This window comes from Endozoicomonas sp. ALB115, from assembly GCF_049310245.1.
Taxonomy (GTDB): domain Bacteria; phylum Pseudomonadota; class Gammaproteobacteria; order Pseudomonadales; family Endozoicomonadaceae; genus Endozoicomonas.
The window spans coordinates 1-26,670 of record NZ_JBLYZG010000014.1 but is presented as its reverse complement, the minus strand read 5'-3'; the positions used below and the strand labels follow the sequence as shown (position 1 = coordinate 26,670).

At 48.7% G+C, this 26,670-nt stretch carries 24 protein-coding genes; 8 read left to right on the top strand and 16 right to left on the bottom strand.

The genetic code is table 11. The features are described 5' to 3' along the window. Nucleotides 1-147: 147 nt before the first annotated feature. The 9 genes from ACO6VE_RS08830 to ACO6VE_RS08790 all read right to left on the bottom strand — a co-directional run bounded on the left by ACO6VE_RS08830 (nt 148) and on the right by ACO6VE_RS08790 (nt 11,034). Nucleotides 148-570 (bottom strand): EscI/YscI/HrpB family type III secretion system inner rod protein, encoded by a 423-nt coding sequence (locus ACO6VE_RS08830; protein WP_101745964.1) that lies wholly within the window; start codon nt 568-570, stop codon nt 148-150. 85 nt (nt 571-655) lie between these two features. After that, on the bottom strand, nt 656-1,024 hold the full coding sequence (locus ACO6VE_RS08825) for a hypothetical protein (RefSeq protein ID WP_101745965.1): 369 nt from the start codon (nt 1,022-1,024) through the stop codon (nt 656-658). A gap of 9 nt (nt 1,025-1,033) precedes the next feature. Further along, complete coding sequence (locus ACO6VE_RS08820) at nt 1,034-3,616, bottom strand: TyeA family type III secretion system gatekeeper subunit (protein ID WP_422460870.1); 2,583 nt, start codon at nt 3,614-3,616, stop codon at nt 1,034-1,036. A 98-nt stretch (nt 3,617-3,714) separates the two neighbouring features. Further along, nucleotides 3,715-5,247 carry a hypothetical protein gene (locus tag ACO6VE_RS08815; protein ID WP_422460868.1) on the bottom strand — a complete coding sequence of 511 codons (1,533 nt, stop codon included), beginning with the start codon at nt 5,245-5,247 and terminating at the stop codon, nt 3,715-3,717. 47 nt (nt 5,248-5,294) lie between these two features. Next, nucleotides 5,295-6,941 carry a type III secretion system translocon subunit SctE gene (gene sctE / locus ACO6VE_RS08810; protein ID WP_422446244.1) on the bottom strand — a complete coding sequence of 549 codons (1,647 nt, stop codon included), beginning with the start codon at nt 6,939-6,941 and terminating at the stop codon, nt 5,295-5,297. A 16-nt stretch (nt 6,942-6,957) separates the two neighbouring features. After that, a complete protein-coding gene (locus tag ACO6VE_RS08805; RefSeq protein WP_422446246.1) occupies nt 6,958-7,431 on the bottom strand; it encodes a SycD/LcrH family type III secretion system chaperone in 474 nt (157 codons plus the stop codon). An 18-nt stretch (nt 7,432-7,449) separates the two neighbouring features. Next, a complete protein-coding gene (locus ACO6VE_RS08800; RefSeq protein ID WP_422446248.1) occupies nt 7,450-8,292 on the bottom strand; it encodes a hypothetical protein in 843 nt (280 codons plus the stop codon). Nucleotides 8,293-8,484: 192 nt separating this feature from the next. Further along, nucleotides 8,485-10,335 carry a hypothetical protein gene (locus ACO6VE_RS08795; protein WP_422446250.1) on the bottom strand — a complete coding sequence of 617 codons (1,851 nt, stop codon included), beginning with the start codon at nt 10,333-10,335 and terminating at the stop codon, nt 8,485-8,487. Nucleotides 10,336-10,620: 285 nt separating this feature from the next. After that, complete coding sequence (locus tag ACO6VE_RS08790; RefSeq protein WP_422460866.1) at nt 10,621-11,034, bottom strand: CBS domain-containing protein; 414 nt, start codon at nt 11,032-11,034, stop codon at nt 10,621-10,623. 241 nt (nt 11,035-11,275) lie between these two features. Between ACO6VE_RS08790 and ppa the strand changes: the two genes are divergently transcribed. The 7 genes from ppa to ACO6VE_RS08755 all read left to right on the top strand — a co-directional run bounded on the left by ppa (nt 11,276) and on the right by ACO6VE_RS08755 (nt 18,698). After that, on the top strand, nt 11,276-11,803 hold the full coding sequence (gene ppa, locus ACO6VE_RS08785; RefSeq protein WP_101745973.1) for an inorganic diphosphatase: 528 nt from the start codon (nt 11,276-11,278) through the stop codon (nt 11,801-11,803). A gap of 141 nt (nt 11,804-11,944) precedes the next feature. Then, the gene (gene dsbD / locus ACO6VE_RS08780; RefSeq protein ID WP_422446254.1) at nt 11,945-13,783 is read left to right on the top strand and encodes a protein-disulfide reductase DsbD; all 1,839 of its coding nucleotides are present in this window, start codon (nt 11,945-11,947) and stop codon (nt 13,781-13,783) included. Nucleotides 13,784-14,010: 227 nt separating this feature from the next. Further along, entirely contained in the window at nt 14,011-14,463 is a 453-nt protein-coding gene (gene aroQ, locus ACO6VE_RS08775; RefSeq protein WP_422446256.1) for a type II 3-dehydroquinate dehydratase, read from the top strand. Nucleotides 14,464-14,683: 220 nt separating this feature from the next. Further along, nucleotides 14,684-15,148: an acetyl-CoA carboxylase biotin carboxyl carrier protein gene (gene accB / locus ACO6VE_RS08770; RefSeq protein ID WP_422446258.1), complete on the top strand. Its 465-nt coding sequence runs from the start codon at nt 14,684-14,686 to the stop codon at nt 15,146-15,148. 21 nt (nt 15,149-15,169) lie between these two features. Next, on the top strand, nt 15,170-16,510 hold the full coding sequence (accC, locus tag ACO6VE_RS08765) for an acetyl-CoA carboxylase biotin carboxylase subunit (RefSeq protein ID WP_422460864.1): 1,341 nt from the start codon (nt 15,170-15,172) through the stop codon (nt 16,508-16,510). Nucleotides 16,511-16,698: 188 nt separating this feature from the next. Then, nucleotides 16,699-17,586, top strand: a complete 888-nt coding sequence (gene prmA, locus ACO6VE_RS08760; protein ID WP_422460862.1) for a 50S ribosomal protein L11 methyltransferase — start codon at nt 16,699-16,701, stop codon at nt 17,584-17,586. Nucleotides 17,587-17,738: 152 nt separating this feature from the next. After that, nucleotides 17,739-18,698 carry a DUF3426 domain-containing protein gene (locus ACO6VE_RS08755; RefSeq protein WP_422460860.1) on the top strand — a complete coding sequence of 320 codons (960 nt, stop codon included), beginning with the start codon at nt 17,739-17,741 and terminating at the stop codon, nt 18,696-18,698. 183 nt (nt 18,699-18,881) lie between these two features. Here the strand turns inward: ACO6VE_RS08755 and ACO6VE_RS08750 are convergent, their stop codons facing one another. Genes ACO6VE_RS08750 through ACO6VE_RS08740 form a run of 3 tightly spaced genes read right to left on the bottom strand, consistent with a single transcriptional unit; the run spans nt 18,882 to nt 20,531 of the window. After that, nucleotides 18,882-19,499, bottom strand: a complete 618-nt coding sequence (locus ACO6VE_RS08750) for a hypothetical protein (RefSeq protein WP_422460858.1) — start codon at nt 19,497-19,499, stop codon at nt 18,882-18,884. Beyond that, nucleotides 19,496-20,230 carry a tyrosine-protein phosphatase gene (locus tag ACO6VE_RS08745; RefSeq protein WP_422460856.1) on the bottom strand — a complete coding sequence of 245 codons (735 nt, stop codon included), beginning with the start codon at nt 20,228-20,230 and terminating at the stop codon, nt 19,496-19,498. The genes ACO6VE_RS08750 and ACO6VE_RS08745 overlap by 4 nt, the downstream gene beginning before the upstream one ends. A gap of 40 nt (nt 20,231-20,270) precedes the next feature. After that, nucleotides 20,271-20,531 (bottom strand): hypothetical protein, encoded by a 261-nt coding sequence (locus ACO6VE_RS08740; RefSeq protein ID WP_422460854.1) that lies wholly within the window; start codon nt 20,529-20,531, stop codon nt 20,271-20,273. A gap of 175 nt (nt 20,532-20,706) precedes the next feature. On the opposite strand from ACO6VE_RS08740, the gene ACO6VE_RS08735 reads away from it, so the two are divergent. Further along, entirely contained in the window at nt 20,707-21,279 is a 573-nt protein-coding gene (locus ACO6VE_RS08735; protein ID WP_422460852.1) for a RimK/LysX family protein, read from the top strand. On the opposite strand, the gene ACO6VE_RS08730 is transcribed toward ACO6VE_RS08735, so the two are convergent. The 4 genes from ACO6VE_RS08730 to ACO6VE_RS08715 form a co-directional block, all read right to left on the bottom strand. Continuing rightward, nucleotides 21,263-22,687 (bottom strand): O-antigen ligase family protein, encoded by a 1,425-nt coding sequence (locus ACO6VE_RS08730; protein ID WP_422460850.1) that lies wholly within the window; start codon nt 22,685-22,687, stop codon nt 21,263-21,265. The genes ACO6VE_RS08735 and ACO6VE_RS08730 overlap by 17 nt on opposite strands. Before the next feature lie 301 nt (nt 22,688-22,988). Then, nucleotides 22,989-24,359 carry an undecaprenyl-phosphate glucose phosphotransferase gene (locus ACO6VE_RS08725; RefSeq protein WP_422460848.1) on the bottom strand — a complete coding sequence of 457 codons (1,371 nt, stop codon included), beginning with the start codon at nt 24,357-24,359 and terminating at the stop codon, nt 22,989-22,991. 159 nt (nt 24,360-24,518) lie between these two features. Further along, nucleotides 24,519-24,881, bottom strand: a complete 363-nt coding sequence (locus tag ACO6VE_RS08720) for a hypothetical protein (protein WP_422446278.1) — start codon at nt 24,879-24,881, stop codon at nt 24,519-24,521. Between the two features lie 168 nt (nt 24,882-25,049). After that, nucleotides 25,050-26,432: a phosphomannomutase CpsG gene (locus tag ACO6VE_RS08715; protein WP_422446280.1), complete on the bottom strand. Its 1,383-nt coding sequence runs from the start codon at nt 26,430-26,432 to the stop codon at nt 25,050-25,052. Nucleotides 26,433-26,670: the final 238 nt, after the last annotated feature.

Genomic DNA, 26,670 nt, shown 5'->3' with positions numbered 1-26,670 from the left:
CACGTTAAAATATAATTACTCATACATTTAACGGCCAGTTGCGAAGAAAAATTATGATTTACCGAGTATAGTTTTAAAAGAGAGGGGCAATGACGATAGCTGAAGAAAAATCACCTTATTTTCCTTCAGCTTACAGAAAAGAAAAAATTACTGGTTACGTAACAGCGTATCGAATGTCTGAGTACTTTTACTGACAATCTTCCCAATATAGTCTTCAGTAATCATCAGATTGGTCATAGCCATTTGAGTTTTGAACATATCCTTCATCCCCATCGCCTCACCGGGTGCCAGGTGCTGCTTGACCAGGTCAGCCCTGCCTTCCACATGATTCCTGAGACCCTGCATTCCCTGAAGCACCTTATCTCCCAGCGTCAGGGCCGGGGCATCCGGATTAGCTGCCACGTCAATAGGTTTAACGTTCGCCGCCTGCGAGGCTCCATCTGGCGAAACCAGCTGGGCGAAACGGCCTGCCGCCCCATCTTCTGGTTGATTCGGATTGGCAAAGCCTTCCTGCGTTTTTTCCAGCGCTTTATCTGCCAGATTACCCGTCTTGATAATATTGTCCGCCATGATAGTAACCTCTATTCATTATTGATTGGTTGAGGTACTTCAAATCCTCTTATCTGTTTTAAAACACCTTTTTAATATTTTTATCTTACAATTTTAGCTCATCTGCCTTGTTCATCAAAAACTGCATAGCGCGCTCCACACTGGGGCGGTTGAAATCAGAATCATCCACAAACAAACAGATAACCAGTTGATTTTCTTGAAGGCCTACCTGTAAGGGATAAGGAAAGCTCTTTTTGTAATGGCACTCTGCCAGTGCACTTTCTAAAACGGGCAGGCTGTTAAAGGGGTCAATCTCCCGGGCCAGATACATCAAAACACCCTCTTCCTTTTGTTCCATATAAAAGGATCCGGCACCCTCAATTTCAAAGCATGCTACGCCGGTATCACCGAAATCGAACCCCTTGATACCCATGGCCTCAGCAAATTCAGAGACTACGCTATTACGCCAATCCATTCGTCCTCCTTAACTTTTCACTTCACCCGCTGGTGGCTCATATCCTCCCGGATTCATCCGCGGAGCCCCCTGAAGATCAACCAGTGACTGGATGTACGTCTCGATCCTGGTTTCATTACCACCCAGTAGAGGTATTTCAATTTGTGATTCTTTTGCTTGATCCATATAACCAAGTAACTGTTCTAACTGAGCCTTGTCCCCTGCCATTGACTGGATATCTTTAAGGACATCACCAATATCACCATATAACTCCCCTTCCACTTGCCCTTGAACCTTAGCGGCAATAAACGCTGCGGTTCCCCTGGCAGGAATTGACGGAACTGAAGCATTGTCAGTCTCAAATGTTGCTTCAACCGTCATTCCATCATCTACCTCCTGATTTCCCGTTGCATCCAGGGTTGCCTGGACCTGCATACCCTCCGCGGCATCCTGACCATCAGACTCATCCCAGGTTGACTCAACAGACAGGCTCTTCTCCTCAGCCCTGATGCTGAACGTGTGGGAGTATTCCATCCGGTCAAAGATATCAGTACCCAGCGGACGTGTTTTTGGCTCACTAACAGGGTCAAACGGATGCTTAAAGAACGACTTCAAACGAGCACTGAAGGGACCTTCTTTGAGGTGAGGAGACACACTGTCTCGAAAGGATTTAGATGGCCTTTTCTTTATTTTCGAATCTATTTCAGCAATGGTTGATTTAAGGCTGGCAAGATTGTTTTCTAACTGCTCAAGATCTAAATCCGGACCACGATCCTCTTTCAATACTTCCATTGCCGTACGAACCAGATCATTCACACTTTGACCAGGATGAGTTTTCACCCACTCTCCCAGCGCTTTGGTATCTGGCGGGATAAGCTGCAGTTCTCTGCCCTCCCCTTCGGGTGTAATAGCTACTTTAAGATCTTTGGCAAAGGCTTTACCCCGTTGGCTGGCGACATCTTTCAGCGCATCAATAATATCAACACCATTCTCTTCTGCATGTTGCAATGCAGTTAATGAGCAGTCAAAAACAAAGTTGGTATCCTTGCGTTGATGCAAATCCCGGGCCTTATCCAGTAACTCATCCTGTTTCTGTATGAGCTCTTGATCGGAAAGCCCATCAAAGCTGCCCTTTGCCGTCACCTCGGTTGCCCCATTGGCACCTCCTTTGGCAGTCACCTCAGGGGAGGTGGCTGTTGCCGGATCAACGGTGGCATTAGTTGCTGTCGTTGACATTTCACCCTGTGCCGCAGGCTCAGGCTGCGTCGTTCCAGCTCCAAGAGTGGGAACACCAGTGGATGCCATAAACGGATTATCTGGTTCCTGAGCCCCTTTGAATTCACGACCCAAATCATCAATAATACTGTTTGAACCAAGAAAACCTTTTAACGCATCCTCCGAGACTTCGGTTTCTCCACCCTTGCCGTAATTTTCATCCGTCTTCACCGAACCTTCTTCTTCCAAAACCAGATTATCCTGTACTTCCAGGATTGCTTGACTCAGGCTTTCTTTAATTTGTTCATTGGCAAAAATTTCTTCCGGAATCTCACGAATCAAGGTCGCGGTCTTATTCATGAAGGCCGTTCTGACTTCAACGGGCTGCTCACTCAACCCCATTTGCTTAATTAAATTGGTAAAGTCACTTCCTGAAACAAACTGTTGATCCAATAAATCCAGAACATTGGTCATATATTTCTGACCATCAAATTGCCCAATACTAACCGGTGGCCTTCTCATCTCCCCTTGTGTTTCCATACAGCAATCATGGATACCCACCAGCCTTTTCAAGGTCGTCATATCATTAATCACTGAGCGCAGGTGGGTGTCTTCCGTTTTGGAGGTCATGGAATTCAACTCACCACTCAAAAACCTGAGCCTTCTATCAACTGAGTTCTCAAAACCAGCCGCCACCTGATTATTGTCCGGATCTGCATCCACCCCGCCCTGGTTATTAGTCAGGTCTTTAAATGCTGCGCCGAGGGATTTATGATCCTTGACATGACCGTATAGCTGCGAACGAACTTCATCCGGGGTTTTACCGGGATGGTAGTCCTCGGCCAGTTTACCAGCAGCGTTTGAGATCTCTCTGCCAATCTCAATATATTGAGGATGCTCATTTTCAAGCGCTTCAATGGCTTTAAAAATTTCATCTTTAGGCAGGGCGTCAGGATCGGCTTTAAAATCAACAGCGATCTCATAAAGCGCAAGATACTGGTGGTAAGGGTCCTTGAACTCCTCTTTGGCCCCTTTCAGATAGTCTTCTTGTCGGTAATCCTCTTTTGATTCTTTAGGAAAGCGTCTTTTGAAATCCTGTGTTTCAGGAACTTCTTCAACATTCTTGATTTTTTCAATTAATTCAAGCTGCCGTGCACTTGCCGATTTACCCTTATCGGCTTCAATGTCTTTTGGATTCTTGAACTTAGCCAACAAACTGGTAAGTTCTTCCGCAGCATCGGCAGTGGAAAGCATCGATGGTTTCTGATTGGAGGCTTCTACCCCCTGCCCGGTTGACAGTTTCCCAGCCTTGCCAGCTGCGCTCTCACCAGCCGCACCGGGAGCCTGCATCTGCTGCACCGCTGCTGAGGCTTGTATTCCTCCAAGTGGATTACCCATGCGTTCCCTCTGTGCAAGAAAAAGCCAACCCGCAGGGTTGGCTACATCTTATAAACCACGTCCTTTGATTATGTCATCAAGCTCAGATTGACCTGTGATCAGGCTCTTGTTGTCGATTTGAGTGTTTCAAACCATGAGCGGATGATCTCATCCATCTTGCTGATCACCGTTTTCACCATATCCTGATGGAGGTTCATAAACTCGCTATCAGACTGTGCAGCAGAATCATGCATTCTCTGGTTTGCCTCGTGTAATTTGCCCTGGGCCTGATGCATGCCTGCCTGGTAGTCTGTACCAGCCTTGATCATATCACCGCTTGCAGCGGTCATCTGGGAAAGACCATTACCAATTGCTACCTGCCGTTGCATATTCCCCTGGTCCAGTCCACCGGCTTTAGCTGACATACCAACCTGGATACCACCGGAAATGATCTTGGTACCAGCACTGACCCAGCCACCAATGGCAGTCATCAGGGCTGCATTCTTCATTTCTTCTGCCTGGTTGAGAATCTCAGATTTTGCCGCCTGCTGCTCAATGGAACGAGACTCCCTTGAGGCAGCACGCTGATTGGCACTCATCTTGAACAGAAGCTCCATCACGGCAAAGATATCCACCAACTGCTCAAGCACTTTCATATCCGCAAAGGCTTCACCAGCAGCAAGCAGGTTCATTCCCTTGCTGCTGTTCATTAGAAATTGTGAAAGTCCCTGGGGAGCATTACGCATAAGGGCGGACTGGTTCTTTAATGAAATAGGATTGCTGGCTTGCAGAATGACCTGTATTTCCTCCTGGCCAAAGCCCATTTTGGCCAGCAGCTGCTTTTGCTCTGCACTGCCAAACTGGCCAAGTTTGCCGTTCAATAGTGCTGCCAGCCCTTTGGCCGTATCGGCACCAAACCCCAGCGCCTGCAGAACGGCCTTGGTATCAGAGCCTGCTGAGCGCATCATATCCAGACGACTGCCGTCAGTATCCGGCGGCGCAAGAGAGATCATCGTTTTGATCTGGCTGTCAGTAAAGCCCAGAGATCTCAGAATGGCCGTTTTCTGGTCCAGACCTTTTGCTCCTCCATGCTGATCGGCAAGAAACGTCTGGATATCTTTAGAGGTTGACAGCTTTTCCAGGTTATCCAGCTGAGTCTTCTGAAAGCTGCCCATACCGGCCAGTACCTGCCGCTTTCCTGCAGAGGTTTCCACTCCTTTGCCGGAGAGCAACTGCATGTGCGAAGAAGCATCATCAAGAAGCGCGGCCTGTGATTTCAGCTTTGCGGTTTCTCCTTTGGTCACCGTACCATTCTGGATATTAGTGAACAGCTGTTTGGTTGACTCCATGGCCTCGTCGGTTGACTTGGACAAAGTAGCCAGGGTTTTACTGGCATTGGTCATTTGGTTCGGTGACAGATCATCGGGCGAGGCCAGTGTCGGCTTGGCCTGTTGACCTGCTTTGTTAAGGTCGTTCAAAACCTCGGATTTAGCGTGTTTGGTTGAGGCGAGACGGACGCTCTCTTGCTGAAAGTCAATATCGCCTTTTTTGATTGCCGCTTTCTTTGCGTCAGCTGTTGCTGGTTTTTCAAGGAGCATCTGCATATTTGCACTGTGTGCCGCCCGGTCTGCACTAGAAATTCCCTCGGCCATGAGTTACCTCCATGTATCAGTGTTAAGGGTAAAGCAACTTTTATTAATTATCCTTTGAGAGAGCTATTGAGCTTGGTCATCGTATCGTGGTTGTCTTTCATCATGCTGGTCATGACTTGCCATACCTGCTGCATATCTTCGATAACCTTTTGGATATCCTCAGTCAGATTATCGATGGCATGCTGATTGGCCAGCATCCAGGCATACAGCTCTTTCGCCTCGGCTCTTAACATATCTGCGTCATAATTCAGGTTGGTAATGTGAACATTGACCGAACCATCAGCAATCATGGCAGCCCCACCAGTAAGTCTGGCGGCCTGGGTACAGCGGGTGGTAATCGCTGCCATCTTGGCTGTCTTGGCTGTCGCTGTTGCCGCCGTCGTTGTTGCCGAGGCTGTGACTGTCGCGGCACTGGATGCACCACCCGCCGCCGCAGCAGTACCCTGAGAAGTTGCGTTCGCCGCTGTAGCCGCAGCACTGGCCCCCCCTCCGGCAAACGCACCACCAAGACTCATTACCAGAATCAAGGACGACCAGAACACCATCGCGCCAATCATGGCCTGGTCTTCATTCGCACCAAATGCCTCGAAGATCGAGGCAACTCCCTTGTTCATCCAGTCGCCGGTCTCGGAAGAAACAGTCATCATCACGGTCAGAGCCAGACATGCGGCCATGAGCCCCATGGCTAATGGCGAACCAACACCCGTAGCAAACATAACAACCATAACAACAGCCATGAGAGCGACGGCTATATAACCGAATATTTTAGCGATCTTTCCTGATTCTTTGGCTTCTTCCGCTTTTTCAATCGATTCGGCAATCTTTGCCAACCGTTTTTCCGAAACCTGCTGTCGCTGTTGCTCATTAATTTTGATATTTTCCTGGTTGAATACCAGACGACTGTCCTGCAACTTGGTCTGAATTTGCATCAGCATTTGAGTTGCAGTATCCACATCCAGCGTTTTATTTGAATCCAGGAATGTTGAAGTAAAGGCCTTCAGTTCAGCTTGCAATTCTTTTTGAAGGTCTGTGGGTCCCCCTTTCAGGTTGGCAACTTTGTTGAAAGTATCGGCAAAAAGATCACCCAGCTGTCCAAGCGAGTCATCACCGGCAAGTTTGCCACCCACCTGGGCAGAGAATGAATGCATGGTCCTCAGGGAGTTATCCGGATCTTTCGGGTCAGCCAATTTCAACATTCCATCAACCAGCTCATTACTGTAACCCATGGACAACAGGTGGTCCTTGTTGCTCTGCATAGAACTGATATGACCCGCCAGTGGATTCGGCCGCCCGCCAGGCCCCTCGGCGAAGGCTTTCAGATCACCAGTGACCAGAGCCAAATAATCCTGACCACCTTGTTCGATCACTGCCTCAGAAGCCAGACCAAGCTTTACCGCTTCAGGGTTCGTTTTACTCAGCTTCTGGATTTCGGAAAAAACAGAGATCTCCTTGAGGACTTTTCCAGAAGGAGTATCTGAGCCTTTCGCTGGAACATCCAGACTGTGCGGCGGCTTAAGGGGAGGAGAAATATTCTCCTGAACCTGATTCGTCGATACCGTGTTTTGCTCCGAATAACCACGACTGACTGTTTCTTTTTGCGCAACCTGATCGGTCTGTTGTTGCCGGAGTGATGGGTCTATACCCGCCTGTTGTGGTATCTGCCCCGCCGAATACCCCTGTTGGATACCATCCATTCTGCTTACTCCCTGGCTATTTTAGATTTTCCAGCATATTTTTGGCACGTTCCAGATCCTTGGCATATTCCGGGCTATCACCGGCCCAATCAATGGAAGTCTCATAAGAAATCTGAGCCTTTTCCCTGTCGCCTTTCGCTAAATGACAATCGCCGATATACATCATTGGTCGGGGATCATCAGAATCCAGAAGAGTAGCAAATGAGAAGATCTCGATGGCGCTGTCGTATTGTTTCTGCATTTGTTGACAGGCACCTAATCCAAGAAAGTATTTACGATTGAAATGGTCGTAAAAACACAAGAATTGAAAAACTTTCGTTGCTTCTTCGTACTTTCCACCCTGATAAAGATTGTAGGCAACTGAGTATATTGCTTCCATGGCATCATCACTCAAGTTTTTCAAATCTTTGAAGGTTCCCCCCTCACCGAAGAAATTCATGAGCTTGTCTTCAAGTTCTGCACCTTCATAATTCAGATCTTCACTATTCACGTGTGACTCCTCCATGAGTTAACGCATATTTTGAATAATAGTACTTATGGACTGAAAGTACTTGTTGATAAAATTAGAAAGCATTTCAAACGTCTGGTTGTATTTATTGATAGTCTGTTGAAGCTTGGTGGTTTGCAATTGTGATTGACTGGTCAGCGACTCAATTTTTGATTTCAAATGCTCAATATTGGCATCCCACTCAGCAGCATTATGACTATCGTCATTACCGCTTCGGTCAGTCTGAGCGCCCATTTGTTTCCAGAAATCAATCATATCCTTTGACATCATGGAAGAGCCTGACGTGCCAGCCGCTGCCTTTTTCTCCTTGGCTTTGGCCAAATACATATTGGCCTCTTCCAGCAAATCATTTTTCTGATTGATGGACTCTATCTGGTCTTCCAGTTGTGTCTGGAGAATATCTGCCCGGGCCGTCAGCACGCCCATAATCAATGCGTCCAGGCTGGGCTTGGTGAAATCCACTGGTTCGCCCATCAGATATGCATTGATTTGTGACGCTCCGGGACCTATATAATTATCACCATTCCAGTTCGCCGGATTACTGACCTCCTGAACCATGGCGACAGGTGCCTGTAAATAAACCAGCTTCTGTGACGCTTCATCAAGCTGTCCCGTATATCTAAGCGAGTTCAGTGTCTGCTTATTAACCGAGTAGAAGTGGGTGGGGGTTAGCGAGTTACCCTGATCATCCGGGTCAGCCATTGATAACAAGGCTTCAATCTGGGCATCGGTATAGCCGGCAGCCCGGAGTGAATTAATCCTGCCATCATTCAAGGTAACGGTTTTGGGGTTTTCTCCAGATTCGCTACTGGAAGAATCCACACCGCCAATGGAGGTACTCATGAGTGACTCCCTGTCATTTTGAATATCCGTTAAGTCGCTTCTTTAACTTTAGGTTATGAAACAACGTTCTTGCCAATTACACATTGGTCGATTTCTTTTTATAAAAAGAAATTCAGAAAATCATTTATATATAAAATTACGACAATGACTTTTAGCTCGGTTTTTTACTACTTAATAATGCCGTTTATCCGCTTATTCTGGTAACTCATCATCCAAATCATCTTTTGGAGCGGACATCGGAGTTTTTACAGATAAAGGGACTGATTCAGCATCAGGACCGGCTTTATCTCCAAACATCATTCTACCTTTTCTATAAGCTTTTGCCGCCCGGACAAACTCAACCAACAGATCAAAAAACTCAACTCCCTTCATATCTTTATTAGCAAAATTTTCCAGTCGTCTGCGCGTATCACCAATGCTCAGTGGTGAAGCATTTGGATCAGGGGAAAGCTTTGGGTCAGCGAATTGCATATAAACTGTATTCGTCAATTGTTCAATAAACGCATCTGTAGGCTCTATTAAATCCATCAGCTGATTCGTTTGCTTTTCAACCTCAGACAGCCTGGCATATTGAAAAATATCAGAACCTTTGCTGTCTCTATGGTCCTTAATATGGCGAAACTGGTCGATAAGGCCTACTGCAGCAGTCGATACCTTTTCTAAGGTTTCTCTATCAACTTTTCTGTCCGGTTCCTGAGAGTTCTTCTTCCATTGTTCTGGAGCATGAACCTTACTTGAGAATGGACTGAAGTTTTCGTTGATCAATTGTGTGAATTTTTCAAGATTTGTTGCAAGATCGTTGGTATTTTCTCCCTCCACCGTTTGCGTTGCCGCATTGGAGGCCCTGCCTCCTGTGACAGGTGGCTCACTTCTGCCATTACTGACAGGGGGTCGCCGTGATTCTGTTATCGTCTGCCTGTCATCCCTGCCACCGGGACCTGGGTGTGGGCTTGAGCCAGATTCAGTTCTGGTGGTTGATGTCTCTGGGTCAGTCTGTGTTCTGTCTTCCGGAGAATTCTGTGAACTCTGTTGACTCTGTTGACTCTGTGGATTTTGTGGACTCTGTGGATTTTGTGGATTCTGGTTCTGACCACTATTACTCTGTGATGGATTCTGCGGTTTACTAAGATTATACGCTGTTACCCCCAAAGCCACGCCCAGAAAAGCCAGGGCACAAATTGCAAAAAACATCGCTGCATAAGGTTGTCCTACCATGAGAGTGATAAGAAAAATGGCGCTGCAAATCACAAATCCAGCCCATAGCGGGTTATTTTTGACCACATTCAACAATTTGTTAATTGCACCCAATACTCGCTGAAATAGCTTTTTGCTGGTTTTATCCCCCCCTCCTTCAATAGTGACTGAACCACCACTCCTAACGGTTGGATCATCATCAAGACCACCGCCTTCGATCGAAACGCTGGCAACGTCCGATTCATCATCCATCGATGACGTTTTACTATGAGCCGCAAGCGGTTTAATACGAGCCGGAAGCTTACTTTCAGAATGCTCAGGATTTCTGTTTTCTCTGACAATCTGTCCCACTGCTGTGCCAAATTCAGGCCCAAACAACCTGCTGGAATCATGCCTGGGCAACATTTCATGTGTCCTGACATTACGAGGCTCTTCTGCAAGCTCAGTGGTTACCGACATAATTTCATCTTCGTCAACCGGTGATAAGATTGTTTCATGGTGTTCAGGTTCTAATGGATCACAATACAAACCCTTTTCAACACGGGAATCATGAGTCGATGGAAATGAACGTGACCCTTCATTATTGGGCAGTGTATTATCAGCAGATGCTCTTTCAGGCAAATCAGGTGCCGATAATCTCGCTTCAGTAGAATCAAGGTTTGGCCCCGGACCATCTTCAGCATCATCAGGAACTGGATTTAAAGATGGCAATGAGTCCTGTTGAGGTTTAACCGTTCTCTCCCCCGGAGGGTGAACTACAGAATCATGCGCTTTTTCACCTCGAACAGAAGGATCTCCTTTGCCCACTTTGGAGGCCGTCACTTTACGAGAGCCATAAGGAGTAACCATAGTCCCCTCTTTTCCTGACTCAGACTCTGAGGACGAACCATCAATTGGTGATGACGGATGACGGCCCGTAGGAGGAGAAATTGTGCTGCCCATGCAAATTCCTTTTCAAAAATATCCAATCTATAAAGAAAAAGTCTAGCTGATGAATGAAAAGCAAAATTAATAAACAAAGGGAATTAAAAAAATTTATTAATTAAAAATATAAATTAAAGTAATAACCCTGAAAGCAGGTATTTCATGGAATGAATCAAGATAATCAATGAATCGTCCGGGTTGGCAAGTCAATTATGCAGAATCGACCGGGCGTTCATAAAATTCGAGAACTGCAGACATCAAATCTTTGGGACTGAGTATGCCCACCAGGTTTCCATCTTCAACAACTGGAACACGGTAAGCCTTATCGGTCATAAATCGCTGATACACAGTGATAATATCTTCTTGTGGGGCAGCGGTGACCACTTGAATGGTCATATAATCACGCACCAATCCCGCATCCTGGGAAAAATAGCTGCCATTCAATGTCCCTTCGAGGCAGTCTGATTCTGAAAGAATCCCGATAAGCGTACCTTCATTGTCGACTACCGGTGCTGCCGTAATATTGTGTTGCAGCAGAATACGGATGGCTTCAGCAACTTGAATATCCGGAGAAACGGTAACAACTTTGGGGGTCATGCAATCTTCAACAGTGATCGATCTCACAATCACCTCCTTTGGCTTATGAATCCAGCTCACGCCAGCGACTGACAATGAATTAATTTTAGCTCTCAATCAAGCAGATAGCTGAGCATAAGCAGCCGGAAATATGCAATGCCAGCAAGCCAGGCCCAGATGCACTCCCGGGTTCCCGGGCGGGATACCCCTTACAAGTGGAAAAGAGCGTAACAAACTCTATATAATACGCGGCAATTTCAAACTGACCTCACACAGAGATTGACTGTCAATGAGCTATTCATCTGTTCCTGCTGGCAAAAGTCTGCCAGAAGACATCTACGTCATTATCGAAATCCCTGCCAATGCTTCGCCAATTAAGTACGAAGTTGACAAGGATATGGATGCCATTCTGGTTGACCGCTTTATGGCAACCCCAATGTTCTACCCAGCCAACTACGGTTACATCAACCAGACCCTGGCTGACGATGGCGACCCTCTGGACGTTCTGGTGGTGACACCCTACCCGGTTATCCCGGGCTCAGTTATTCGCTGCCGTCCTGTCGGCATGCTGAACATGTCTGACGAAAGTGGCCGTGACGAGAAGCTGATTGCCGTTCCTCACGACAAACTCTCCACGCTCTACAAAGACGTAAAAGAATACACAGATCTGCCAGCCCTGCTGCTCCAGCAGATTGAACACTTCTTTGAAAACTATAAAGATCTTGAGCCTGGCAAGTGGGTCAAGATTGATGGCTGGGAAGGTTCCGAAGCGGCCCTGGAAGTCATCAAAAAGTCTGCCGCCAACTATAAAGGCTGACTTTCCTTATGGCTCAGGTTTCGACCTGAGCTTTTCCACTCATTTCTGCTGTTTTCTTTTCTCTGTAAGCCCCTCTCTACTTGCATCTCTGATATATCACTGCACAATACATAGTATTCACCATTATAAACAGCTGCTTATATGCCAAAATGCCAACTCCGCCTGCTCTGGCCCCTTTTCCTGAGTCTGGTAATCTCAATATCTGCTCAGGCCAATCTGAGCCAGTTATTCGGGGCAGAACCCAGAAAAAACCAGGGTTTTCTTCCAGTCGAAGAAGCCTTTCAATTCACCGGGCAAATTGAGCAGGGTTCGGCGATCATTAATGTTGCTGTAAAACCAGAGCACTACCTTTATAAGCACCGTTTCACCTTTACGCCGGTAACCGATATCTCAACACTGGGTGCAGCTGACTATCCTGCCGGTGAAGCGATTTTTGACCCTTATTACAACAAAGAACTGGAAGTATTCAGTGAAAACCTGGTTATCAAAGTTCCTGCCAACCATTCAGGCAACCTGCCGGAACTGGAAATCGGCTTCCAGGGCTGTGCCAGGGCTGGACTGTGTTATCCACCCCATAAAGTTGTTATTCCATTGGTGATTACCCAAGTCAATGATTCGCCCGTTTCAGCCAGTGTTACCCTTATGGCGGTATCAGACTCCGGGAACGCCTTCCAGCAGCAGCTGGAACAGAACAGTCTGCCGATTGCGCTACTCCTTTTTGTTCTCGCGGGTATTGGCCTTAGCCTGACGCCCTGTGTCCTGCCCATGTTCCCGATACTGTCCAGCCTGATACTGGGAACCAGGGCACAGACCAAAACCCGGACCATTGCCCTGACGATGACCTATATACTCACCATGTCAGCCATCTTTGCCATTGCCGGTACATTAATGGGGCTGTTTGGTGCCAGTCTGAACCTTCAGGCAAAACTCCAATCCCCATGGCTGCTGATCCCTGTGGCAATACTCTTTGCGCTGCTGGCCCTGAGTATGTTTGGCCTTTACGAGTTACAGCTGCCCGCCCGGGTTCGGGACAAACTCAGTGGCAGCCAGCAAAATTCAGGCAGCTTGTCGGGGGCTGCCGTGATGGGGTTATTGTCTGCGCTGGTGGTTTCCCCGTGTGTCTCGGCACCCCTGGCCGGTGCACTGATCTATATCAGCTCAACCGGTGATGCCCTGTTTGGTGGGCTGACACTGTTTGCCCTGGGTCTGGGCATGGGCATTCCCTTATTTGTCCTGGCGTTAGGCGGAAGGCACTTGCTGCCAAGGTCCGGGGCCTGGATGAACGGTGTTCGCTCATTCTTTGGCGTATTACTTCTGGGCGTCGCCATCTGGATGCTGGGACGGGTTATCGCTCCATCAGTCACGCTCTTCCTGTGGGGTGCTTTGCTAATTGGCAGCGCCGTATTCCTGGGCGCTCTTCACACCAATCTGAAAGAAGCGCACCAGATGTTCCGACAGACCGTCGGCATACTCTGTCTGATCTATGGAACCTGCCTGATTATTGGTGCCGCCATGGGCAATAGTGACCCATTGAATCCGTTATTGGGTAAAAGCAGCACTGCAATAGAAAGCACCACTGAACAGACAGAGAGTTCCCGCTTCAAGACCGTAACAACAGTGAATGAACTGAATAACCTGCTGGCAGACGCAGCCCTGAACAACCAGCCAGCCCTGGTGGATTTCTATGCTGACTGGTGCATATCCTGCAAAATCATTGAGCGGACCGTGTTCCCAGACCCGCTGGTCACTGATCAGTTGGCCAGAATAGCCCTGATCAAGCTGGATATCACCGATAATACGCTGGAACACCAGCAGTTCCTCAACCAGCATCAACTGTTCGGACCTCCCGCCATGCTGTTTTTTGATGCCAGTGGGAGTGAGTTGCCTGCACTAAAATCCCAGGGTGAAATCACCGCCTTGCAGCTGCATCAAAAGCTGACAAAACTGCTGATAGCCTCCGGAACAACTACAGATGTCTGAACTTGTCTGAAACGGGCATGAAATGCTTCGTAACTGTCGTTAACCTCCTGTAACACGCACAAACTGGACGCACTCTTGACAATGGGGCAAAATGCCAGATCAATAACGATTGCGATGTATTTCAAAGGTCAACTGCGTAGCCAGGTTAACCAAAGTAGGCTGACTACTGAAGCTTTCTCATTGGTCAGGGTCGCAACGGTGACCATTGGGGTCTTAAGAGGATAAACATGGCCGACATTCTTGTGCTCAATGGTCCAAACCTGAATCTGCTTGGCACTCGAGAGCCCGGTGTTTACGGTGCAACCACGCTTGAACAGATCTGCCAGAACCTTGTCCAGCTGGCTACTGATGCAGGCCTCAAGCTGGAAAGCTTTCAAAGCAATGCGGAACATCTACTGATAGATCGTATTCATCAGTCAGGCAAGGATGGCGTCCGCTTTATCATCATCAACCCGGCCGCTTTCACTCACACCAGTGTGGCACTGCGGGACGCACTGCTTGGGGTTGCTATTCCATTTATTGAAGTACACCTTTCGAACATTCATTGCAGGGAGCCTTTCCGTCATCACTCCTATTTCAGTGACGTTGCTGAAGGGGTTATTGCCGGACTGGGACCTAAAGGCTACGAAATGGCACTGTCTGCCGCAGTTGACAGACTTGCCAGACAGCCGGAGCCATAAGAACGCGAACCATTTTTTCAGAACGCGGCACCAACACAGGACAACGTTCTGATTTACGTTAATCACAGTGCAACTGCCTTACCCCCTTTTAAACAGTGGCACTGTCAGGCAAAAACTGACCACCGGGGATCCTGCACTCGCCAAGTAGAGTGTTCGATTTTTCGCAAAATCAACCAGACTGGCCAGCCAGTGCTGCCAGTACAAGCATTTGAGACTGACAATGGATATCAGAAAAGTAAAAAAGCTCATTGAGCTGCTGGAAGAATCAGGTATTGATGAGCTCGAAATCCATGAGGGTGAAGAGTCCGTTCGTATCAGCCGTTACTCGAAAAATGCACCTGTAGCCGCCGCCCCCATTGCCTACCCGGCTGCTGCAACAGCCACGGCTCCTGCTGCTGCCCCCGCTGCCACTGAAGCAGCTGCACCTGTTATTGCTGAGCCTGTCGTTTCGGGCCATCAGGTCAAGTCTCCCATGGTTGGTACTTTCTACGGTGCTCCGTCACCGGATGCGCCTGACTTCGCCAAAGTCGGCCAGCAGGTTAAGGAAGGTGATGTACTCTGCATTGTTGAAGCCATGAAGATGATGAACCAGATCAAGGCGGACAAATCCGGCACTATTGATGCCGTTCTGGTCGAGAATGGTCAGCCTGTTGAGTTCGACCAGCCCCTGTTCACTATTGTCTGATAATCGCCTGAGAATCGCGTTATGCTCGATAAAGTCGTAATAGCCAACCGGGGCGAAATTGCTCTCAGAATATTAAGGGCCTGCAAAGAGCTGGGCATCAAGACCGTTGCGGTTCACTCCAAGGCCGATGCTGACCTTATGCATCTGCACCTGGCGGATGAGTCCGTCTGTATCGGTCCAAACAACCCGGCAGACAGCTATCTCAATATTCCTGCCATCATCAGTGCCGCCGAGGTGACTCACGCCACCGCAATTCACCCGGGTTACGGCTTCCTGTCCGAAAATGCAGATTTTGCTGAACAGGTAGAACGCAGTGGCTTTACCTTTATCGGGCCTTCCGCCGACGTTATCCGCCTGATGGGGGACAAAGTCTCAGCAATCGAAGCCATGCAGAAAGCCGGTGTTCCCACGGTTCCTGGCTCTAATGGCTCTCTCACTGACGATCACAGCCGCACCATGGCTATTGCCCGGGATATTGGTTATCCGGTGATCATCAAGGCTGCCGGCGGTGGCGGTGGCCGCGGCATGCGCGTGGTCTACAACGAAGAAGACCTGATCAGCTCCGTCGCCCTGACCAAATCAGAAGCCGGTGCGGCATTCAACAATGATACGGTTTACCTGGAGAAATTCCTGCAAAACCCACGTCATGTGGAGTTCCAGGTGCTGGCCGATGGCCAGGGTAACGCCATCCATCTGGGTGACCGCGACTGCTCTTTGCAACGTCGTCATCAGAAGGTTATTGAAGAAGCGCCTGCGCCCGGCATTCCGGAAGAGAAGCGCCAGGAAGTGGCCAGCGCCTGTACCCGTGCCTGTATTGAGCTGGGCTACAAAGGTGCTGGAACCTTTGAATTCCTGTATGAAAACGGTGAGTTCTATTTCATCGAAATGAACACCCGGGTTCAGGTTGAGCACCCGGTGACCGAACTAATCAGCGGCATTGATATTGTCAAAGAGCAGCTGAGAATTGCCAGCGGCCTGCCTCTGAGCGTTGGTCAGGACGATATCGAACTCAAAGGCCACGCCTTCGAATGTCGAATCAACGCCGAAGACCCAAAAACCTTTATGCCATCACCAGGCAAGGTTTTGCAGTTCCATGCACCGGGCGGCAATGGTGTTCGCGTGGACAGCCATCTGTACAACGGTTACAGCGTTCCTCCTTACTATGATTCCCTGATCGCCAAGATCATCAGTTATGGTCCGGATCGTGAAACGGCCCTTATCCGGATGAAGAACGCACTCGATGAAACCGTTATTGAAGGGATTAAAACCAATATTCCTCTTCATCAGGCGTTGGTGACTGATACTCACTTCAAGGAAGGTGGTGTCAGTATTCACTATCTGGAAAAGAAACTGGCTGAGTGATTTCCCGTTTTTTTACTCTTTGGCAAGGCCGTCTCCCAAAGGAGATGGCCTTTCTTTTTATTGGGCGATCAGCCAGCAAATGTTTATGAAATACCAGTGCTCAGCTACAATAAGTCGCCTATGTTCCATGAATTTCTTTCCTGAAGAACAGGTGGGAATTCTTATTGCTTTTCATTCTGGGTAACACAATGTCTTGGATTCAAGTCAGACTGGACACAACTTCTGACCATGCTGAAATTCTGGAAGACCTGCTTCTGGAAGCCGGTGCCTGTGCGGTCACCCTGCAGGATGCAAAAGATCAACCGGTCTATGAACCAGAGCTGGGTACCACACCGCTGTGGAATAACACCGTTGTTGTTGGCTTGTTTGATGCCCAGACCCGCACCGATGATGTCATACCCTTTCTCAAAGAACATGCCGGACTGAACCCTTTCCCTGATCACAAGGTCGAACTGGTGGAAGATAAAGACTGGGAACGGGAGTGGATGACCCACTTCCACCCCATGCAGTTTGGTGACCGCCTGTGGGTTTGCCCCAGCTGGAAAGACGTTCCCGATCCTGAGGCTGTTAACCTGATGCTGGACCCGGGCCTGGCCTTCGGCACCGGGACGCACCCCACCACAGCACTCTGCCTGCGTTGGCTGGATCAGCAGAATAACCTGACTGGCAAAACAGTTATCGACTATGGTTGTGGTTCTGGCATCCTTGCTATTGCAGCACTCCTTCTGGGTGCACAATCCGCAGTCGGTGTTGACCTGGATCCGCAGGCACTGGAAGCCACTATCGAGAATGCTAAACGGAATAACATTCCGGTGGATAAACTGGAAGTTTTTCTGCCCGATGATGAACCAGCGGATCAGGCTGATATAGTACTGGCCAACATTCTTGCTGGCCCTTTGACTCAACTGGCTCCCAAACTGGCCAGTCTGACCAGGGAAGGCGGTTCCATTGCTCTGTCCGGTATTCTGGCTGAGCAGGCGGATGAAATAATTCAAACCTATGAACAGTGGTTTGCCATGGATACAGCAGTCACCTTTGATGGCTGGGCCATGCTTTCTGGTAAGCGACGTTCATAAGCTGGCATTGATGTGATGCAGGTATGACAGAACTTGTTACTCCCCGGGTTTCAATAGAAACAAAAGTACCTGCATTATCAATTAGACTGGATTCAGTACGGGGGCTCTGGTCTAATAAAAAATGCTGCTTCAAGATCAGGTAAACAGTCAACATGACGCCGTCAAGTGTCACTTGCCCCCACTGCCAGACCATATTCCGCATTACCCATGCCCAGCTTAAGGCTGCCTGGGGTTCGGTGCGTTGCGGTTCATGCCTTCAGGTTTTTAATGCCATAGACCAGCTACCGCGCCTGAAAGAACAAGAAAAGGCGGCATTCAACACCCCCACTGAAAACGTTGAAATATCCCCCTCTGTCCACCGGGAAGAACCCCAGACACCCACTCAAACCAGAAAAAAGCTGCGGGAAACACTGGTCGTCCAACAGCAAAAACCGGTTAAAAAACCGGATTCAACACAACCGGAAACGTCCAGAAGCAAAGACCTTGACCCTTCCATAAAGGCAAAGGTTGCCACTGCGCCCATCCAATATGATGGCTACCACCAGCAAAGCATCGAAACCCTGATTCACGAACTGGACCAGCGAGAAACCGAAGAAACCATTAACGAACAACAGCTCCGCAGGAAAAGAACCTACTGGGGTGTTGCGGCCTGCAGCCTGCTGGTGTTGCTGACACTGCAATTTGCCTGGTTCAACCGCAGTACACTGTCACTGAACCCTGCCCTGCGACCGGCTTATGCCATGACCTGCAATCTGCTTTCCTGCACACTTCCCCCTATGGTCAACCTCAATGCCATTAAAAGCGTTGATCTTGTGGTACGCAGCCATCCTGATCAAGACAACGCCCTGCAGGTAGATGCTGTCATCATTAATGAAGCCAGGCACCCACAACCGTTTCCAGACTTAAAGCTGACCTTTACCGATATCAACGGCCGACTGGTGGCTAACCGCACCTTTACCCCATCGGAATACCTCGGTGGCGAGCTGGCCGGCTCAGACGAAATGCCTAAAGCACAACCTATCCGCTTGGGACTGGAAATTGTCGACCCGGGTGAACAGGCAGTGAGCTATCAGCTGACCTTCAGTGAAAACAAAACGGTACGGTTGAATTAGTACATGGTTTCAATGAGTTTGACGTGTACAATCTCCGCTCACCCTGAGCGGAGTCGAAGGGTGCCTGGCACGATCTATCAGAGTCCGAAGTTTCCGTGAAACTGTTAAAACAACAAAGGCACAGAGACACAAAGAAAACTTCTAATCACTTTGTGTCTCTGTGCCTTTGTATTGAAAAAGGTTTTATTGATATTGCCTGACTATACGCTGGGCAGTGTGTGGATAAATTTTTACCAGTTTCTGATAACTGTTATCCAGCTCTGCCTGCAGCTGATCACTCAACCAGCCCCGGTAGTGAAAACTGAATAACGCGCCGTTTTCCAGAACACGTGACTCCCATGGGCCAAGCTGGCTGGCTCGAAGTAATGCCGCTTCAAATTCAGAATCAATCAGTGAATATTGTGAGCGGGCATGGGCATAGTCACTCCAGCTGTATGGCCATGCAGGTCTTAAAGCAATGGCTTTCTGCCAGATTTCCAGCTCCGAATTATTCTCTATATCGATACCGGAAAGCCTGCCCCGTTCAAGCACTCGTGCCTTCAAAACATACAGTGCCGGATTATCCGGCATTTGCCGTATGGCGCTTTCCACACCATTGATCGCAATGTCCAATTCAGAAGCTTCCACCACAAAACTGTTACTGGCTTCGGTCTCCTGCTGCCAATGATCCAGAAAGAGTTCCGTCTGGTAACGCCCGACCTCGGAGCGCAACAAGGTCAAGGCCTGATAAATCACCAGACACAATCCCAGTGCAATCGGCAGCATCAATACACCACGAGGCCGGGATAACGAACTTTTCATGAGGCTCCACCAAAAAGACAATGCGTTAACTTCTTGGGATTACCCATTGTCAGCAATGAACACTGATCACTGCCAACCCAATGATTTAATGTCTCAGCCGCAAGCGCCATGGCTGGTGGTCGCCGAACCGGGTGATGAGCATCCGAAGCCACAAACTGCACCAGCCCACGATCCACAAACCAGCGGGCAGTAGCTTCTGCCCTCTCACCAAACAGAGAGGCGACCGAACCCGCTGTCAACTGCAACAATGCTCCACGCTCGACAAACGGCAATACACGCTCAGGGTACGACATCAGTTCTTTATTTCGCTCAGGGTGGGCAATCACTGCCCTTATCTCCCTTTTATAAAGCCAGTCCAGCATCTGCTCCATCCCCACGGGAATTCGTTGATGGGGCATTTCCAGTAACAGACACTGGAAACCATCCCATTGACCAATCATCGGGATTTCATTCCTGCGTAACTGAAACATCATTTCATCGCTGAAACGCACCTCTGCTGCCATCGCCAGCTGAATCGAAAACCCCGCTGCCCTGGCGTGCTTTTTAAGGCCTTCGAATATCGGACCAATGGAACCCAAATCATTATCAAACCGGCCAGGGTGCATATGGGGTGTGCACACCAGCTTCCGGATGCCATCCGCCTGGGCCAGTGCCAGCATGGCCAGTGCCTGCTCCAGACTTTCAGCCCCATCATCAATACCGGGAATTATATGGTTATGGATATCAATCATTTAATTAGATCAATCATTAAGTAACAGGCAGACCGAATAGTCAGCGCCGAAACATCAATCGACGAATCAGCAAGGTCAGCAAGTACGCTGGAACAAGCAACATAGCTCCGGTCAGAAACAACGCAACAGGCACAGGAGCATGAAAATAGGTAAACACAAAGGCAATACTGCTCACAGCATCCACAATACTCAGGCTCAATGGCACATTATCTGGCCCGGAAAGGGTATTAATCAGCAGAACTTCAGCGGCCAGAATCACCATAATCAGGGGAATTTCCCACCCTGGCACCCACTTTTTCAAGAGTCTACATCCTCAAATAACAGAATATTGGCAATCCACAGGAGCCTCCCCGAGGCCAGAAGATAACCTGTCGTTAAACCGTCAACCGTGCTCATTAAAAAGGCTCAATCTATCGTCAACAGCTACAAATATAAAGAGAAGGATTCAGTTGTGCAGTACCTTCATGGAGGAAGTAATGTTGTTTTCCGCCCGATTTTCAGGCTTGGCCTTTTTTACAATTCTGGCAATTGTAATCATACCCGATACACCACCGGTAACCGCTGCCCCCCCAAAAAATCAACATGAGTGTCAAACCGGTGACCGTTACCTCTTTGGTCTGCAGGAAAGGGTTGATCAGATCGATGAATTTCCCACTCAGATCAATGCATTGATTGACTCCGGCTCAACCCTCTCTTCCATGGATGCCAGAGACATCAAAATCAGGAGGCACACAAACGGCTCCCTCTGGGTTCACTTTAAAGTCCCTATCACCAGGGACAAACGTAAACTGATAAAAATGGCCAAGCCACTTAAGCGTTTCGCCCGAGTGCAGACCCATCATGGCACCCCACAAAAACGTCCGGTAATTGAAGCAAACATACGTCTTGGCCCGGTCGACACCCGAACCGACTTTAGCCTGACCTCCCGTTCACGGTTTAAAAATCAGATTCTGCTCGGTACCAACACCCTGAAGAACCTGGCAATCATCGATACATCGAGGGAATTTCTTCTGAAAAACAACTGCCAGCAGGTCAGCCGTTACCCTTGATGCCAGCCGACCTGCGAATGCCGGAGGGCAGGTTTCTGGCAAGAACAGCCAGCGCCATCAGGGCCACAAAATATGCCGCATTGGCCGGAATCTGGAGATTAAAGTCCACGGATGAATGGATTACAATCGCCAACATCCCCATAAACGACGAGAACCCCATACCAATCATCAGTCGGCTGCGACGCAGCTTCATCGCCTGAACCGCCTGCCAGGATGACCAGACCACCATCAACGCTAATATCAGAAATACCGGAACGCCAAACTCCAGGGGAAACTGCAGAAAATCATTATGGGCGAGATCATAAAAGCCTTTCCAGCTACCATCGTGATAAGCAGGCAGTGCTGTATAAAAGCTACCTGCACCAGAGCCTGTCAGTGAATAATCACTGATTGCTCCCAAAGTAACCTCAGACACATTGGGACGGGTCTCCCGCTCCAGAGAGGTTTGCTCAATACGCTCCATCACCTTTTCAAGGCCAAACCACTGGCTGAGAATAGCCGTATCAATCAACAGCAGGCTGACAAAAAGAACGATCATCCCACGGCTGAGCTGTTTACGACAGATAACGAACAGAAGTCCGGTCACCAGCAAACTGGAAAAAAAAGCAGTATTTCCCATGCGGGAACGGGAAAGCACCAGGCCAATCACCATAATGGCCAACCCGGTACGTAGTATGACCTTGTTACTCATCAGCATGTGCAGAGTCTCGCGAAGCCACTCCTGCCAGCTGCCCGCTTTTCTATCGTTCAACTGGGCAATCAGTAATCCCATACCAAAGGCCAGCGTCATCTCCATACACCCGGCAAAACTGTTCCTGTTAACATAAGTGCCGGTAGCAACACCAAAGTAAGATGGCTTCTCACCGAACAGCAGCACTTCTGCCCCTGACAGCGTACTCAGCGAACCAAACACAGCCTGAAAAATTCCGGAGACCACAAAGGCCCAGGCAAACCAGCGTAATTTATCAGGCCGGTCCACCAGCAGCAGACAGAGACAAAAAAACAGGTAGTAGGCCATGGTCAACAGAGCACTGACCATCGTATCGTGAGGAGAGATCGACAGCGTCATCCACTGGGGTGTTACCAGCCCCAGCGTCTCTGCAGCAGAGGAATGAAGGTTCCATGAGAAAGGAGAAAGCAGCTGGACCCACGCAGCCGACATGGGCAACTGTTGGACAAACAACCAGCCAATAACGCCAGTAAAACCGGCATGCAACCATTTTACCTGACGGAAAGACGCTGTGGTTTCCAGCCGGTTAAGGGCATAGCCCAATACCCAGAATAGACTGAGTAAAGCAATCAGCAATATCAGAATCGCCCGCGCCCATGGTGGATTACTGCCCATCGGCAGGGGCAACCAGAAAACGATGCCCAGCAAAGGCCAGAACAAACACTGCCTATACGTCATTGTTATTTTATGCTTAAACCATGAAAAAGCGTTGAACCACTAAGTAAGAGCCATGATAAATACTCTTGTATTATTGGCTCTTTCGCTCTACTTACTGTTAACTCTTCTCTCAAACCTCACACCTTGCCAACCACTACTAAACTTCCTAACCATCAACTAAGTAGTTAACCAATGGAGCGCAGATTCTATTTCAGGCAACGCCTCCACAAACGCTGTGGTTCGCTTAACAGACGGGTCAGCTATTTCAGACCACAACTTTGTATCCAGCAAGAGGCATGTTCTTGGGGTTCAAAAAAATCTTTTAATAAGCATTAGGGTTCATAAAACCTTTAAAAACCGTACTGATAACGATCCTGATATCCAGCCACAGAGACCAGTTATTAATGTATTCCAAGTCACACTCCACCCGGCGCTGCATCTTATCCAGCGTATCGGTCTCACCACGAAAGCCCCGTACCTGAGCCAGCCCGGTAATCCCCGGCTTTACCTTATGGCGCTTCATATAAGACTCTACCAGATCCTTGTAATACTCGTTATGAGCCAACGCGTGGGGCCTTGGGCCAACAATGGACATCCGTCCCTGCAGTACATTAATAAACTGGGGTAGCTCATCCAGACTGGTACGGCGAATAAAAGCACCCACCTTTGTCACCCGCTGGTCACCTTTAGTGGCCTGGGTCACCTTACCTTCACCTTCCTGATGCACCTTCATACTCCTGAACTTATACACCTTCACCTGCTTGCCTGAGGTGCCGTGGCGGTATTGCTTAAAAAACACCGGCCCCGGAGACGAGAGTTTCACGGCAATGGCAACAGCAATCATCACCGGCGAAATCAACAGCAGAATCAGGCTGCCAATCACAAGATCAAACACTCGCTTAGTAATAGTGTTGATGCTATCCATAGGTGAACAGCTGATATCCAGGACAAGAAAATCCCCGATTTTGGTAATGTTGTGGTTCATGAGTGGCAGATCCTGCAGCCCCGGCATATAGCGGATATTGGTGGTACTATGGCGCAGGGTAAACATCACGGGCTGAAGAATAGGGCTCTTGGTAAAAGGAATGCAGAGCCAACATTCATCAAAGGCCTGATTGCTGGCAAGGAACTGTTCCAGTTCTGCCAGCGCCTGCTCATTGTTATGGTGCTCAATCACATGCTGCAGGCGGTAACCATAGGCATTGTCCTGGGAGAAGTATGCCCGCATGGCCTCAAAATTACGGCCATCACCAATCACCAGTACATGGCGGGTATTGCGTCCATGGCTGCGGAAGGACCTTAACAGCTGGTAAAGGCCATACCGGATACCCAGTGCCATGGGGATCGCCATGCCAATCCAGGTTCCGAGCCAGAGGCGGGAGTATTTCTCAGTAGTTTTAGTCATCACCATAAAGACAATCATCACCATAAACGACAGAGACCAGGCAATAAACACCTTGGTCAGTCGCTCACTGATTCGGCGACCCCGCCAGGGTGCATACACTTCGCACAGGAACGAGAGCACTACCACCAGCAATGCCTGCATATACATCACATTGTGATAATGAGTGGCGTGATCCCCAAACCGCACCCATTCCGACAGCTCAGCACAGGCAAAGGCGATGGTTACATCGATAAAAACCAGAACAATAAGAGGCAGCCGTGATCGGCCCGACAACAATGAGGTAGGCATCTACATAAAATCCATTTTGTTTTGGAGACACAAAAAACAAGAAGAACAAAGGCAAAGCTAAGTTTTTTCTCTTTCCCTTCCTTTTACGACTGCCATGTATGGAGGAGAGGGAGTGTCGATTCTTCAGGAGCAATCATCGCCCCTGTGGAGCTGTGTGGTTCAAGAACTTTTAATCATCCGCCAGTGAGAAACCATAAACGGCAAAGCAGCCAGCAACAAACCGGTACAGGTTACGAGAAAATCCAGCGGGTTATAATTCCGAAGTGGAAACACCACCTGCAAACTTTCATCAAGAGCGCAGCCAATAATCAACAGCAATAACAACCTGCCCCAGTGCCAGGACCTTGGGCAAGCCAAATGAGCCAGTACAGAAAGAATAAAGGCCATGACAAAATGCATTTGCAGATTGCCACCCAGAAAATGCTCAATACTGCCCCAGGCCCAGTGGCCATAGCCGAGGCTTTTACTGACCGAAAGCATCACCAGAAAGACCAGCCAGCCAATCGCTAAAATCCGTACCAAATCTTGAGTCCTTTTTGAACCACAGAGGGCACAAAGAACACAGAGAAAGAAACACCTTTTCCTCAGTGCTCTTGTCCTTTGCCGTAAAAAATATTCTGCTTAACGATTTTTCATACCTGAGGATGGCGCAAAATATTTTCACGTGCCATGGGCATTTGTGGTTCCAAATCATTGCCGAATCAAACTCAACAACTCAGCCGTTTTATCTTTCATCAACGCCACATCCCCCCGGCTTTCCACATTCAACCGAATCACCGGCTCGGTATTGGAAAGTCGCAGGTTAAAACGCCATTGCCCCATATCCAGTGAGATACCATCGGTATGATCCACAGCTAACGCATCCTGTTGATAAATCGAAAGAATCCTATCAATAGCCACCTGTGGGTTAGCCAATTTGCTGTTGATCTCTCCAGAGGATGGAAACAGGGCAAGCCGTTCGGCCACCAACTCAGAAAGCTTCTTGCCCTTATGGGACATTAACTCCGCCACCAGTAGCCACGGAATCATCCCTGAATCGCAATAGGCAAAGTCACGGAAATAGTGATGGGCACTCATCTCACCACCATACACCGCATCCTCTTTACGCATGCGCTCCTTGATAAAAGCATGGCCGGTTTTACAGAGCACCGGCACACCACCGGCAGTCGAAACCTGGTCAATAGTATTCCAGGTCAATCGAGGGTCATGGATAACTTTCGCACCAGGATAGTGAGCCAGGAACGCCTCGCCCAAGAGCCCAACAATATAATAACCCTCAATGAACTGACCTTTCTCATCAAACAGGAAGCAGCGGTCAAAATCACCATCCCAGGCAATGCCCATATCTGCATGATGCTCAAGTACCGCATCCACCGTTGACTGTCGACAGTCGTGTAATAGTGGGTTGGGAATTCCATGGGGAAAGTTACCATCCGGTTCATGGTGAACCTTCACAAACTCCACCAGTACACCGGCTTCCTTAAACCGTTCCTCAATGGCATCAATCACATGCCCGGCAGCCCCATTACCGGCATTTACCACCAGTTTCAGTGGCTTTAATTCACCAGGTTTGATATACCCCAGAATATGATTCACATAAGGGACAAGGTTGCTGATCTTCCGATAAGAGGCAAATGGGATGTCCGGGGAACCGAGTCTGTTCGATTCCATAAACGCTTCTTCAGCCAGCCGCTGAATCTCCCGCAACCCGGTATCCCCCGAAATCGGCTTACTCTCTTCCCGCACCAGTTTCATGCCGTTATAATCTTTCGGATTATGGCTTGCAGTCACCATAATGCCGCCATCAGCCTTCAAGTTTGATGTGGCAAAGTAAACCTCTTCAGTACCGCACAAGCCGATATCAATCACCTCGGCTCCGCCTGCCCGTAAACCGTCGCTCAGGGCTACTTTTAACTCCGGGGTAGACAGGCGAATATCGCCACCCACAACCATCGTTTTGGGCTTGAGATATTCCGCTGTTGCCCGGCCAATCCGCCAGGCAATATCTTCATTCAATTCATCAGGCATACGGCCACGGATATCGTAGGCCTTAAAACAGTTAAGAGTGCTCATTCTCGACTCCTGGAGTGAAAAACAGTCTATGTCGGCCTACATCTATGGTGGCCTGTGGATTTATACCAATTCCGCCTTCTAAATATGAGATCGAGCAAGTCATTTTGGACAGCTGGGCAAGGCGGAATGACGAGTAATAGCAGGGCTTGCATATTCTGGCTAATCGTGAACGCTCATTCTGGCAAAGCGTGAACACGAATTCTGGCCAGGCGTGAACATGGATTCTGGCTGATCGTGA